This is a genomic window from Butyricimonas hominis, from assembly GCF_014287455.1.
GTDB lineage: Bacteria > Bacteroidota > Bacteroidia > Bacteroidales > Marinifilaceae > Butyricimonas > Butyricimonas muris.
The window spans coordinates 1-13,332 of sequence record NZ_JACOOH010000013.1; the positions used below are offsets into that span (position 1 = coordinate 1).

A 13,332-nucleotide genomic window follows, 5' to 3' on the forward strand; every position below is an offset into this window, starting at 1 on the left:
TTATTAAACGGTGTCTATAGCGACGGTGATCCACCTCTTCCCATCCCGAACAGAGAAGTTAAGCCCGTTAGCGCCGATGGTACTGCCGAGAGGTGGGAGAGTAGGTCGATGCCAGATTTAGAGAAGAGCGATTCTGAAAAGAGTCGCTCTTTTTTTATGATGTAAATGGTATTCTAGCTCATCCTCTGTTTTAGTCGCCTCCGGCGAGTTGCAAGTTGCAGGTTACATTTGCCTTCGGCAAGTTGCAGGTTGCTTTTCTTGCGTTGTAGACTGTATTTAATTTATTTGCTTTTAGATAATGAAAAAAAGAGTAGGAATACCTACTCTTTTCTGCTGTGTGAAATGATATATGCTTACTTGAGAAACTCTTTTATTTTTTCTTCCAATGCTTTGCCTCGTAGTTTGATGGATAAGACTTTTCCTGTTGAATCTACAAGGAAGATCGCGGGGATAAGTTTTACTTCGTATGCATCGGCGATATTTGATTTATCCAAGAAATTAGGCCAAGGAAATTGTTCTTCTTGAAGTGCTTTTTGCCATGCAGCATTGTCTTTGTCTATGGATATGCTGATTATTTCAAGACCTTTGGTTGCAAATTCTTTATACAAGGCTTTCAGGTTGGGAATTTCCCGACGGCATGGTCCACACCAAGATGCCCAAAAGTCGATGAGTGTGTATTTTTTGCCTTTTATTAGTTCTTGTAAAGTGAGTGTTTTACCTTGAGAGTCAGTTACGGTAAAGTCAGGGGCTTGTTTGCCTTCGAGGGTTTCCGGATATAGTTCTTCATAAACAATTTGACCGTAATAACTTTTCTGCGCTTCCGGTGAGAAGTTCGCGAACCATTCTTTTTGCTCTTCCTCGAACCAACTCATGGATTGCAACATAAGGAAAGGTCCCCACCAAGAATTCTTGTTATCCATGACGGCTTGTTTTGTCTTTTCCCCCGCAGCTTTGAAAAAAAGATTTTCGTCTGCAGCCATTTCCTGATATTCTTTTGTTTTGGCAAGAGAGTCCATGAGAATTTTGTTTTTATTCATTCTGGCTTCACCTATTTGGGCGCTGATTACCTTGTGTTTTTCATTTTTGCTCATAAACATCTGTTCTAATTCTTCTTTAAATGCCATTTTTTTGAGAAATTCCTCGTGGATGGGGGAGCCGGATACTTTTGTATCACTAAAAGAGGTCCATTCTTGACCATTGTTATCCCGGGTTTCTACCTTGCTTGTAACAGTGGCATTTACCCCGTTCTCTACCATTACTTGTATTACGCCCGAATTTTCTTTCAATTGTATGTAGAACATCCGGGGTGATTCAACTTGACCGGAAAAGGTAAATTTGCCGTTAGAAAGAGTTGTCGTTGCAATGGTTTTTTCTTGTTTGTGAGTAGAACCCGGCACGAGGCAAATTTCTGTTCCGTCGGTTAAGCCGGTGATTGTTCCATTGATTGTAAATGAATCTTTTGAAGCACAAGCAGTGGTGGCTAGCGTGATGATGGCTAGTATCATGATTATTATTGTTTTCATTATCGTGTCGTTTTAAAGCTTATCGTTCTACATTTTGTTTTATGGTTCCGTTCCCCGGATTGCTTGTAGCTCCCAACGGGAAGGGCATTATCCACAGGTGCGAAGTCGGGGATAGGGTGAGTGTACTTTCATTAAACTCTTTCGTGAGTGTCCGGGCGTACAGGGCATCTTGATTTAAGCGACGCATATCCCAAAAAGGGATGGCGGTTTGCACGTATTCGTTCGCTTTTTCCGAAATGATGTATTTCACGGCTTGCTCTGTCGTGGCGGCAGAGAGTGGAGCGTATTTATCCGTGAAGATACGGGTTACACGTACGGCGTTCAGAACATTCATGGCTTCGTCGATGTTCTCCTGTCCTCCTTTGCGTGCAAGACATTCGGCTTTTATGTAATACATTTCGGGCGTGGAGATTCCACCACCGTTAAATTTATCATTACGGATACCATAGAATATATCATCGGGTGCTTCGTATTTCGCTTTCCATTTAGAGGCAAAACGGGCATCGCCTTCTTCAAAAAGGGCGGCACGCGTGATGGTTAAAGCTCCGTTGACTCCGCTTTGTCCGAAGTTCTTTTGTGTGTTGGTCCCGTAGCGGAAAATATAGTTTTCCGGGTTATTCAAGCCGATAGCGGGATAACTGGTTGACCAATCGTCCGGTTTTTCTATTTGTTCTTTGTTTTGCTCGTAATAGGTACGCCAGTCATATAGTTCATCGTTTTGTTTCAAGGCTTCTTCCGCGTATGTTAAGGCATTCGTGTAATCGCCCATGGTGAGATATACCCGTGCCAACATGGCGTATGCGGTTCCTAGAGTCGGGTGCAGGACGGTAGTACCTTCTTCGGGGAGAGCCGGAAGAGCCTCGGTAAGGTCTTGTAAAATGAATCCATACATTTTTTCGATCGTGATCTGGGTAGAGGGAGCCCCCATATCCATACTGAGAATCTGGGGAACGGATAGCTTCGTGGCGGCAGTTGTGCTGTTGTAGGCTTCCGCGTAATAGTTTGTCAGATAGAAATAATTCATTGCCCGGAGTACTTTTGCTTGAGCGATCAATTCATCCCGTTCTGCTTGGGTACATTCCGTGGCATCGGGTACGCTGCTGATAATAAGATTCCAATTCGCGATGGCGGAATAGGAATAGTAATAGAGGGCTTCATCGGAATTGTTTTGTTCGATGCGATCTTCGCTCTCCTGCCAGTTGTAGTTGATAGAATTTAGTGTCACAGAAGTGAGGGAACTCGGTTTCATGTACACGTCGTTCAATAGATTTATGGCTTGTGTGGCATCGTTAAGATGATTTGATTCATTCCGGATAAAAGCATCGAAATCGGCGAGGGTTGTCGGGATTTTTTCTCCTTTGGGTAGAATGTCTAAGAAGTCGTTGCAGGAGGAAAAAAGAGCTCCTGTTATCAGAAGACTGATACTTACGAGTATATATTGTATTTTCTTTTTCATGGTCTTTCGATTTTAGAATTAAAAGTTCAGGTAGAGTCCACAAACGTAATTCGGTTTGTTCTTACTTCCCAGAAGAACTCCGGCTTTGCTGTTAAATGCAAGGGTGGCTAAATTCTCGATATTGAATTGTACACGGGCTGCACCAAGACCGATTTTCTTCACCCATTCAACCGGAACTCTGTACGAGAGCGAGAGATTGTTGATTTTAATATAGGATGCATCCAACACGTGAATGTCTGCTTTCCCGTATATGCTTTCCCGCGCGTAATTAAATTCCGGGGATGTGCTGAACAAGAGGCGGGGAACATTGGTTTTTTCCTCGTCACCTGCTTCTTGCCAGCGTTTACGGATGTCTTTGTTCGTCATACTGACCGTCCTGCCCATGCTGATCGTGGGAATATTGGTGTTGCGTATTTTATGACCGCCCGCGTAAAGCAGCATGAATGAAAATTCAAAGTTTTTGTAGTTCAATGTGTTCGTGAAGGAACCGCTGTAAACGGGAACACTTGTTCCGGCATAATGGATCGCTTCGAGATCCGTGTATTTCGTTGTCGTGATTTCTCCGTTCAAATCGTACATTTGAGGTTCTCCTTTTTCACTCAATCCTGCCCATTTGTAAGCGTAAATAGCGTTATAAGGTTTTCCTTCTCTGGGGTATGCCATAGGATAATCCATTTGGAGATAATACACGGGTGCAGTTACATTAATCTTGGTTACTTTGTTTTTGTTGTACCCGAAAAGGAATCCTGCGTTCCATTTGACTTCGGTTTCGCGGAGGATGTCACCTTGGAGAGTCAATTCAAATCCCCGGTTACGCATAGCCCCGTTGTTGAAGGAGAGGGTTCTGTACCCGAAACCTTCCGTGGGTACGCCCATTTGGTTGGCAAGCAGGTCTACACTTTTTTTGTTGTACACTTCAAACGTTCCGGACAAGCGTCCCGTGAGCACTGAAAAGTCTATACCGACGTTTATGGTCGTTGTTTTTTCCCAACGCAGGTTTGGATTAGGAGGTGAAGAGATATTTCCGTATAAGCCTCCGACTAAGGTGCTTGCGTAGTAATTGGCCGTGAGATAGGGTGCGGCGTCTTTCGCGATATTACCGCCAATACCGTATGATGCCCGAAGTTTTAGTAAATCTATCCAGTTTACGTTAAAGAAGCTTTCCCGGTTGATATTCCAGTTTGCCCCGACAGACCATAACGGTTTGTTCTGGTATTTGGAGTTTGTACCCCATAGGTTGGAACGATCCCAACGGATACTGCCGGAGAGGGTGTAACGGTTGTCGAATGAATAGGCTATGTTGGAATAGAATGACACGAAACGGTTTACCAATTCCGATTGTGACCGGGGAGAGGTGAGCGATGCCCACGAGTTCATCAGACCGGAGAAACCTGCCGTCAGTTTGGTTTCATCGATATATTGTGATGACAATAATCCGCTGTCGTAGCCGTAGCGGGTAAGACTGTTATATTCCAGCTTGGTGTTTCTGATTTCCTGCCCGATGATCCATGTTACGTTGTGCAAGTCGTTGAATGTTTTGTCAACATTGATTTGCTGGCGGAAATTATATGCGTTGGAATGATGTTCCTGCGTGTAGAATATATCCCCCGCGGGCAGGTTATACAAGGCTTCTCCGTTATTGTTCGTGGCAAATTTATTGACCGTTTGGCGGGTATTCAAAGATTCCATTTCTTCCAGACGTTTCAAGCGGCTTACCCCGTATTCGTATTGGAACATGGTATTATAGGATAACCACGGAAGGATTTTGATATCCAGTTTCCCGTACAGGCGGTTGTTAAATTCTCTGGTTTTGTTCAAACGTCTGTCGAGCTCGTCAAGCGGTACGATATCCAGACTGTATAGTCCGTAATTGGCTATATTATCTCTCACGGTCTTTGTTTGCTGGGCGGCAATGGTGACGGGCGTGCCGTTTTCTTTTAACCGGTCGTAGGGACTCGCGGTGAAGCCTGCGCTGTAAGAACTGAATAAGTCGTATGTTTGTTCCGTTTTATTCTTGAAACTGATGTAAACACCGACATCTGCTTTCAACCAAGAAGTCAGTTGAAGTGAATTTGTGATATTTACCCCGACTTGATCGTTTTTCGTGTATCGGTCTTCTTCTTTGTTGTTCCGGTAACTGACGGAGAGGTTGAAGTTATTCCGGTCTGTGGCTTTGCCTACGCTCAGGTTGTATTGCTGGTAGAAAGGATTGCGTTTGGCGTATTTCTCTACATCCTTGTAAAAGCCGAATCCCCGAGAGCTCAATTCTGCCAGTTTCGCGTCCGCTTCTGCTTGAGAAATCTTGTTCGTGTAAAGGTCGAGTAAGATATTGGTCCCTGCGCTGGGTAGGGTGGAATAGTTGTTCCGGAGGTTTTCAGCCTCGGCAATCGCCCGGTCTATGCCATTGTTTAATTCGGCGTTTTGTGTTGCCCAGTATTTTTCCAGTTCGATGATATCGGCCGAATTGGTCAAGTTACCCGTGTAGTAGGAATAGGGATGAATGGTAAACGAGCCGGAAAGTTGTACTTGAGTCTTGCCTTGTTTGGCTTTTTTGGTCACGATGACAACGACACCATTGGCAGCGCGTGCCCCGTAGATAGAGGTGGCGGCGGCATCTTTTAATATGGTGATGCTTTCGATGTCTTCCATGTTGAGATCGGGTATGTTTTCCGTGACATTGCCGTAGGCGTCGATAGTCGTGTTTTCCACTGGAAAGCCGTCAATCACGTAAAGCGGGGTTTGCATGGCATTCATGGTTGATACTCCCCGGATGATTCCGTCGGAATACCCGGCGACCTGTCCTTCCAGTACGGAGGACAAGTTGTCCAAACGACGGGTTTCGAGAGTGGTGGCGCTTACTTTGGCAAAAGCTCCGGTAGAACGTTCCTTGGAAATGGTTTGGTATCCGGTTACCACCACTTCGTCTAAGGTTTCCTTGTCGGGTTCCAGTTTGAAGTTGATTACTTCCTGTTTACCCAAGGGCATTTCAATGGTTTTGTAACCGATGAAGGATACCATGACGGTGTTATATTTCTCGTCGAATGTAAGAACATAGTTTCCGTTGACGTCGGAAGGTACTCCGGTGGTGGTTCCTTTCAGCCAGATATTAGCTCCGGCGATGGGCTGGTTGTTTTCGTCCAGTACCTGACCTTTGATCGTGCGTGTTTTTTTCTTTTCCGGGGTGTCGGTCGCCGGTTTCGGCTTCACGATAACGATGTCGCTTTCGATTTCATAGGTGTAAGGCTGGTTTTTGAAAATAAGATCCAATGCCGTTTTTAACGGTTGGTTCTCGAATTTCAAGGTGACGTTTGAGGCTTTCTGAATTTCGACTTCGCTGTAAATGAATTTTACTTCGGTCTGTTCTTTGATTTGTTTGAATACTTTGCGAAGAGGTATATTCTTCACGTCCAGAGTCACTTTTTTCACGGGAGTGTCAGCGTAACTCCCCATGCCGAATACGAATAGGAAAATGAGTAATAAACTCAAATGCTGTTTCTTAAATGGATTTTTTTTCATAACATTGTACCTTAATTGTTTTTTCCACCTAGAGAATGGAATTAATTGTTTAAACGGGAGATGTTTGCAGCATCTTCCGCTTTCTTTATAATAATATTTCTTCCGGATATTTCGAATTTGATATTTGTTGTCTTGCCGATAATCGTGAGGACTTCTTCCAAGGTTTGGTTTCGCTTCACGATGCCTGTAAAGGGGTGCTCCCGGAACTCCGCCGCTTCAAAGGTGAATTGCACGTCGTACCAGCGGGACAGTTGTCGGGCAATGTATGATAAGGGCATATTCTCGTACTCGAAGGCTCCGCTAATCCATGAGGTATAGATTGATACATCGACTTTTTGTTTTTCCAGTTTGTCGGTCGTGTGGTCCATGATGGATTGTTCTCCCGGCGAGAGGCGAATTTTCGAGTTATTGTGTTCGAACTCGACACTTCCGGAGACGAGTGTGGTAATTGTTTTTTGTTCTTCGGGATAGGCTGTTATGTTGAATTTCGTGCCTAGTACCCGAATCCGGTCGTTGCCCGAATGCACGATGAACGGGCGGGATTTATCCGGCGTCACTTCCAAGTATATTTCTCCTTTCATGTAAATTTCCCTTGTATTCCCGGAAAATTGACTGGGGAATTGTATTTCGGAGGACGAGTTTATCCATACACGTGTGCCGTCTGACAGCGTGAAACGGTATTCACCACCCGGGGGAACGGTAATCATATGAAGCGGGGCGGTTTGCCCTGTTTCCCGATTATCCTTGTTATATTGTAATCCTTCCAGAGAGTCGTTTACAATAGTCGAACCGTCGGGAGCCACGATGCGGGAAGATGCCGAGGAGGTTAGGTTGACAGTTTCGCCGTTGGCGTAGCTGAGTACAGCTTTCACGCTGCCGGGTTCGATTTGAGTTTGAGCAACTTGTTGCTCCGGGGCATACGTCGATCGTGTATCCGGGAATATAAAGAGCAGGATTAAAGCGACAGAGGCTGCAATAGCAGTTCCGATAATCCGGTGCAGGCGTCTGTTCTTCCGGCGAGTGTGTGTTAATGTTTCGGAGAAGTTTTCCCAAGCTTCTTGCGGTGAAAGTTTTTCTTGTGCCTGTATTGTTTTTAGTAGTTTCTCTGCTTCCCGGATATCCCGAAATAGTTTCCGGGCTTCCTTGTCATTGTCTATGAGGTGGCGGAGTTGTTCCTGCGCCGCCGGGGAGAGGGTGCCGTTGCTGTATTCCGCTATCAGTTCGTATATTGTTTTATGTTCCATGTGTCACTGTTTTATATGATATTCCCAAAAAATGAGAATGGGTGACACGAATAGAATAAAATTTTGAAATTATTTTTCAGAATGCAGGAAAGAGAGAAAGAGGAGGGAGAATGTTTTGGTGTCTATTGACTTGCGCAAAGCTTCTAGCGCACGGGCGTAGTAGGTTTTCACGGTATTAACGGATATCTGCATTTCTTCCGCCACGGTTTTATAAGGCGTGTTATTGAAAATAATGGCTTTTAATACTTTTTGAGGATTGGTGGGGAGATTTTCTATCGCGGCGTACAGTTGTTCTTTGATTTTTTCGAGTTCTGCCTCGTCGTCATGAAGCATTTCATCCAGAAAGTCATCAATATGCAGTTCAATGTCCACGAAATAGGTTTTGCCTTTGTTTCTCATGAATTGTAAAGAGGCTTTACTTGCAGCGCCGAATAAATAGGAACGGATAGAGCCTGAAAACGGATGTCCCTTTTTGTTGTTCCAGAAAGAGATGAAGACGGATTGAACGATGTCTTTAGCGTCCTCGACGGAAAGGAGGTAGCGCATGACATAAGTGCATAACGGTTGATAGTAGATGTCAAACATTATTTTCATGCACCGTTCATCTCCGGCTGCCAGCAGGCGAATAATCGTTGATTCGGTTTTATCTGTCACTGTCGGTATTCCTTTTCGTGGAGTGGTAAAGTTAGTATTAATCCGGTAAAATGCAAAGGGGATGACATTACCGGAAACAAAAATCCCCCGAAAGATGTCTTTCAGGGGATTTCGTGAACTCGGCGGGAGTCGAACCCACAACCTCTTGGGCCGTAACCAAGTGCTCTATCCATTAAGCTACGAGTCCTTGTTTATTTTGCGTGGCAAAGGTATGGAATGTTCTTTGTTTATGCAAGAGTTTCGTGTTTTTTTTCAGATACTTTTTTTTATGTTTGAAAAATAACAAAGCGGGGTGCGTATAGTTTTTATTACTACTTTTGCGTTAGGTTGTTCAAGTACAAATAGAAGAATATGCTTAAATTTATAGTCGAGAAATTCAAGAGATATCATTTAAAGGATGTGGCAGTCAAGGACGAGCGGGTTTTGGCATTTCAAAATTTAGAGGCGGCGAAGGAATGTGTGTTGTTCTGGGTGGCTGATGATATTTCTTGGACAGAGGTAGATAAAATCAGAAAATCTCTGGCAAAGTATATGGAAGTGCATTTGCTTTCTTTTATCCGGCAGTCCAAATCGGTATTTGAACGATCGGGAGACGCATTGTACGCGGATGAGTCTTCTATTACGTATGGTGGGAAAATCCGGGATGCCAAGTTGCGGGAGGTGTTGGAGAAGACGGAAGGGGTGTTCATAGACATTTCTATGCAGCCCGATGTTTTGGGGGATTACATTGTACGATATGCCAAATCGCCGTGCAAGGTCGGTATATCCAGAGAGGGAGTGGAGCATGATATTATGTTTGCCAATGTCCGGAATACGGACGTTTTTGTAGATCGTTTGTTTAAGTTATTCACAAAGATTAATACGTATTGAGATGAAAAAGTTTTCGGGAGTAGGGGTTGCTTTGGTTACTCCGTTTGACGAAATGGGAAATATTGACGAAAGTTCTTTAAGAAACCTCGTGAATTACGTGATAGACGGTGGTGTCGATTATCTGGTGGCTTTGGGTACTACTTCGGAGGCCGCAACGATGACGCTAGAGGAGAGGGCTTACGTGGTGAACGTGATCACGGAGGAGAATGCCGGGCGGTTGCCGATTGTCTTGGGTGTTGGAGGAAATAACACGGCTCATGTCGTGGAGGAACTTGACACCTTACCTTATTTAAGGCAGGGAGATGCAATATTGAGTGTTACACCTTATTATAATAAGCCTTCACAGCAGGGATTATATAATCATTTTAAAGCTATCGCGGAACATTCGCCTCTTCCGGTAATCTTGTACAATGTCCCGGGGCGTACTTCCGTGAATATGACGGCTGCAACCACGTTGCGACTGGCTCTTGATTTTGAAAATATTATCGCGATAAAAGAGGCTGCCGGTAATTTTGAACAGGCGACTTCCATTATTGCCGGGATGCCGGAGAATTTTATATTCCTTTCGGGTGACGACGGCATTGCCCTGCCCTTGATTTCTATTGGCGGGAGTGGGGTTATCTCTGTGATCGCGAACGTGTTGCCGTATGACTTTTCTACTATGGTGCATTTGGCTTTGGAAGGAGAATTTGGGGAAGCGAAAAATATTCACTTGCGCTTGGGGGAGATGTTCAAGGCTCTTTTCGAGGAGGGAAATCCTGCCGGGGTGAAAGCAGCCTTGCATGCCAAAGGGGTTATTGCCAGTCAAAAACTACGTTCGCCCTTGTGCGAGGTGAGTGATTCTTTGTACCAGAAATTGAAACGAGGTGTGTAAAACACACCTTCCATTTTAATCTATATATCCGGACTGGGAACGTCTTAGTCTTTTTAATTTGTATTGCCTGTACTGGAACAGGCCGATTAATAGTATAATGACGATAGGCAAGAAAAAGTTGAAATATTTCAAGAATGTCCGGTATGAATTACTTACCGGTTCTAATGTCTGATTCACTATGTATTTGTTCCTCAATTTTATCAACCCGGAATCGTCAGCCAACCATTCGATAGAGTTTATGGCAAACCTGATGTTGTCTAGGCGAAGGGCATCGTAGTCATTGTCTTCCATGAAGCTGGCATTCGAGATGACGATGATAGCACTTTTGTCGTCTTCATTATTCAATAAGGCGGCCACGACGTTGTTCGGGCGGTTGAAGTCATGGCGGGTCCACGTCTTCTGTATGTCGAAGAACACGGGAACTTCTTGTACTCCCGATGTCGGGGAAGTTTTTGCCAACGGGGTGAACGTGTAGGCGGAAGTGGTTTTCACGTTTGTCATACTACTCGCGAAGAGTAGTGATATGGCATTCAATCCGTTTGTGATAACATGAGAACTGAATTTCTGTATGGTTGGCATATACGGAAAACTGACCTCACTTTGATATAGGAAAAAAGGTCCTTGAGATACCCGGATTCGTCCGCAATAGCTATCGATCACGAAGTCATAGTTGATCTTCAGTCCGAAGTTTTCCAGCATATCTTCAAGACCGACACGATTGATAAAACCGTTATTTTGACTTGCTGTGATTTGTCCGACCGCGTGATTCAGCGCGATATACAGTCTTCCGCCTTGCTTCAAGTATTCTTGGAGTCGTTTGATCTCTTCCTTGCTGAAACTGTCTCTGGGACCCATGATACAAATCACTTTGTAACGGTTCAAGTCTGTGAATTGGTCGATGTATAATGATTCCAAACGTGCGTTTCGGAAAAGTTCATGTCTGATTTGGGTGATCTTGTCGCGGAGCATTTCGTTGTGTCCCAGCAAGAAGCCTATATTCGGTTTTGTCGTGTCGCACGCTTCTTTTAACATGCGAGTCACTTCGTATTCCAGCGGGGTATGTTGGCTGATAAGGGGGATGACCGATTTTTTGTTCCCGATTTGTATGACTGCCCCGAAGTAGATTTTTTGGATCTTCACCATATCTCTTTCCATGCTCTCTTGGGAGAAGGGATGTATGCCGGCTTCCAAGGCAAGTATTTCTCTCGAGTCGTTGTCCGGCGTGATGGTGGTGATCGTGAACGATTTGTTGCTAAGGGTTTTGTATTCTTTGAGCAAGTGTTTAAATTCCCGTCCCATTTTCATTTTATCCTGCGAAAGTCCTTCAGACATGAAAAGGGTTACGGAAACGTCTTTATCGACTTTTTTAATCATATTTTTGCTCACGGGGCTCAACGAGTATTTCTTGTTGCTCGTGAGGTCTATTCTGGCAAAAACGAAATAGGAGACAATATTTACCGCTATCAGTGATAAAATCAGGAAGGTGGGGTTATATATGAATTTGTTTTTCATCACTAGGTATATATTAGGCTCTGGTTCGACTGATATAGTATCTCGCTAGCGCGAGGAACAAGGTTACAATACTGACGAAATATACAAAGTCTTTCGTGTCGATGACTCCGCGGGGAATGGCATCGAAATGTTCGCCCATGGATAAATAAGTAAACAGGGCAGCGATGAAACCGGAGCCGAACAGTCCCGCAATAAACTCGAACAGGAATTGGAACCATATCCCGATGGCAAAGGTGACGAAAAAAGCAACAATCGTGTTTGACGTCAATGACGACGCGAATATGCCCATGCTGATGTAGCAACCGCTAACCAGTATTAGTCCGAGGTAGCCGCAAATCCCGGCAGCATAGTCCACATGCCCGAGTGATGTCAGCGTAATGTAATAGGGCAGAGTCAGTAACAGGCATAGAATGACTTGCAGGAGTATCGCGAAAAATTTACCGCAAAGGAATTGCCACGGTTTTATCGGTTTCGTGAACAGGAGTTCGAACGTGCCGTCCTTTCGTTCGTCCGATATGCTTTTCATCGTGAGCACGGGAACCATGAAAAAAAGCGTCCAGTAGAACACGTTGAACAAGTAACTCAAAGAGGCTTGTCCGGTGTAAAATACGTTTTTCCACGAGAACCAGCAGATGAATCCCGTTATGCAAAAGAAAACCGTGTAAATAATGTATATCGCGAGCGAGTTGAACGCGACTTTTAATTCTTTATCTATGATAACTTTTACTGCGCCCATGAATTATTCGTTTTGAGTGACTTTTCGAAATATATCTTCCAGTCTGGTCTGCACAGGAGTGAGTTCACTGATATACCAATCATGTTCCCGGCAGAGGTCAAATATGGTTCGTCCGATTTCCACGTCAGGTTTGCACTGGATCTCGAAGTTTTGCTCTTGGGTAATCTCCATGTGCAATATCTCCGGGAGCGTACATAAAGCATCGTGGATGACCGGTATGTCGTCCCCTTTGATGCCCAGTTTGAAACTGTAACCCGCGTCGGATTTCCGACGGAGTTCGGATGTCGTCCCGTTTGCCACGATCTTGCCATTACTCATGATCATTACTTGATCACAAGTCGTTTCAATCTCGGATAAAATATGAGAGCTTAGAATCACCGTTTTGTCTTCCCCGATGGTCTTGATGATTTTGCGGATAGCAAAGATCTGGTTCGGGTCGAGTCCGGTAGTCGGTTCGTCCAAAATAACAACTTCCGGATCATGAATAAGGGCTTGAGCGATTCCGACACGTTGCCGATAACCTTTGGATAGCTCGTGAATCTTTTTATGTTTCTCGTTATCAAGTCCGCACAATCGGATCATATCGAGTACCCGTGCCGTGATTTTGTATTTCGGGATGTCTTGAAGTTTACCGATAAAAAACAGGAAGTCGATCACGTTCATTTCCGGGTACAGCGGGTTGTGTTCCGGGAGGTAGCCGATGACCTTTTTGATTTTTCCTGCCTGCTTCCAGATGGAGTAATCGCCGAAATTGATATTCCCGCGTTCGGGCAAGAGGTAGCCTGACAATATTTTCATCGTGGTTGTTTTCCCGGCTCCGTTCGGTCCCAATAACCCAAGAACTTCCCCTCTTTTGGCTTTAAAAGAGATGGAATCCACGGCTTTGTGTCCTTCGAAAGACTTCGTTAATTTATCCACAATGACATCCATGGGCAGCTGTTATTTGT

The 13,332-nt window shown here is 44.5% G+C and carries 10 protein-coding genes, 1 tRNA gene and 1 rRNA gene; 3 read left to right on the forward strand and 9 right to left on the reverse strand.

Translation table 11 applies throughout. The annotated features are described in order from the left end of the window. Positions 1–6: 6 nt before the first annotated feature. A 5S ribosomal RNA gene (rrf, locus tag H8S64_RS21265) occupies positions 7–117 on the forward strand. A gap of 236 nt (positions 118–353) precedes the next feature. On the opposite strand, the gene H8S64_RS21270 is transcribed toward rrf, so the two are convergent. The 6 genes from H8S64_RS21270 to H8S64_RS21295 all read right to left on the reverse strand — a co-directional run bounded on the left by H8S64_RS21270 (position 354) and on the right by H8S64_RS21295 (position 8,580). Next, positions 354–1,523 carry a TlpA disulfide reductase family protein gene (locus H8S64_RS21270; RefSeq protein WP_186978650.1) on the reverse strand — a complete coding sequence of 390 codons (1,170 nt, stop codon included), beginning with the start codon at positions 1,521–1,523 and terminating at the stop codon, positions 354–356. Between the two features lie 19 nt (positions 1,524–1,542). Further along, complete coding sequence (locus tag H8S64_RS21275) at positions 1,543–2,979, reverse strand: RagB/SusD family nutrient uptake outer membrane protein (protein ID WP_186978651.1); 1,437 nt, start codon at positions 2,977–2,979, stop codon at positions 1,543–1,545. A gap of 18 nt (positions 2,980–2,997) precedes the next feature. Further along, on the reverse strand, positions 2,998–6,495 hold the full coding sequence (locus tag H8S64_RS21280; RefSeq protein ID WP_186978652.1) for a SusC/RagA family TonB-linked outer membrane protein: 3,498 nt from the start codon (positions 6,493–6,495) through the stop codon (positions 2,998–3,000). Positions 6,496–6,536: 41 nt separating this feature from the next. Continuing rightward, positions 6,537–7,739 (reverse strand): FecR family protein, encoded by a 1,203-nt coding sequence (locus tag H8S64_RS21285; protein ID WP_186978653.1) that lies wholly within the window; start codon positions 7,737–7,739, stop codon positions 6,537–6,539. Between the two features lie 69 nt (positions 7,740–7,808). Then, positions 7,809–8,393, reverse strand: a complete 585-nt coding sequence (locus H8S64_RS21290) for an RNA polymerase sigma factor (RefSeq protein WP_141561007.1) — start codon at positions 8,391–8,393, stop codon at positions 7,809–7,811. Positions 8,394–8,507: 114 nt separating this feature from the next. Then, positions 8,508–8,580: transfer RNA gene (locus H8S64_RS21295), tRNA-Arg, on the reverse strand. A 164-nt stretch (positions 8,581–8,744) separates the two neighbouring features. On the opposite strand from H8S64_RS21295, the gene H8S64_RS21300 reads away from it, so the two are divergent. Both H8S64_RS21300 and dapA read left to right on the forward strand, forming a co-directional pair. Further along, on the forward strand, positions 8,745–9,263 hold the full coding sequence (locus H8S64_RS21300; RefSeq protein WP_099294425.1) for a DUF6913 domain-containing protein: 519 nt from the start codon (positions 8,745–8,747) through the stop codon (positions 9,261–9,263). A gap of 1 nt (position 9,264) precedes the next feature. Beyond that, complete coding sequence (dapA, locus tag H8S64_RS21305; protein ID WP_186978654.1) at positions 9,265–10,137, forward strand: 4-hydroxy-tetrahydrodipicolinate synthase; 873 nt, start codon at positions 9,265–9,267, stop codon at positions 10,135–10,137. Between the two features lie 15 nt (positions 10,138–10,152). On the opposite strand, the gene H8S64_RS21310 is transcribed toward dapA, so the two are convergent. From H8S64_RS21310 to H8S64_RS21320, 3 genes are read right to left on the reverse strand one after another with little or no spacing between them, the layout of a single operon-like run. Then, positions 10,153–11,649 carry a GldG family protein gene (locus tag H8S64_RS21310; protein WP_099294421.1) on the reverse strand — a complete coding sequence of 499 codons (1,497 nt, stop codon included), beginning with the start codon at positions 11,647–11,649 and terminating at the stop codon, positions 10,153–10,155. Between the two features lie 13 nt (positions 11,650–11,662). Then, the gene (locus H8S64_RS21315) at positions 11,663–12,385 is read right to left on the reverse strand and encodes an ABC transporter permease (protein WP_186978655.1); all 723 of its coding nucleotides are present in this window, start codon (positions 12,383–12,385) and stop codon (positions 11,663–11,665) included. A gap of 3 nt (positions 12,386–12,388) precedes the next feature. After that, positions 12,389–13,315, reverse strand: coding sequence for an ATP-binding cassette domain-containing protein (locus H8S64_RS21320; protein WP_099294417.1), 927 nt, complete (start codon positions 13,313–13,315; stop codon positions 12,389–12,391). Positions 13,316–13,332: the final 17 nt, after the last annotated feature.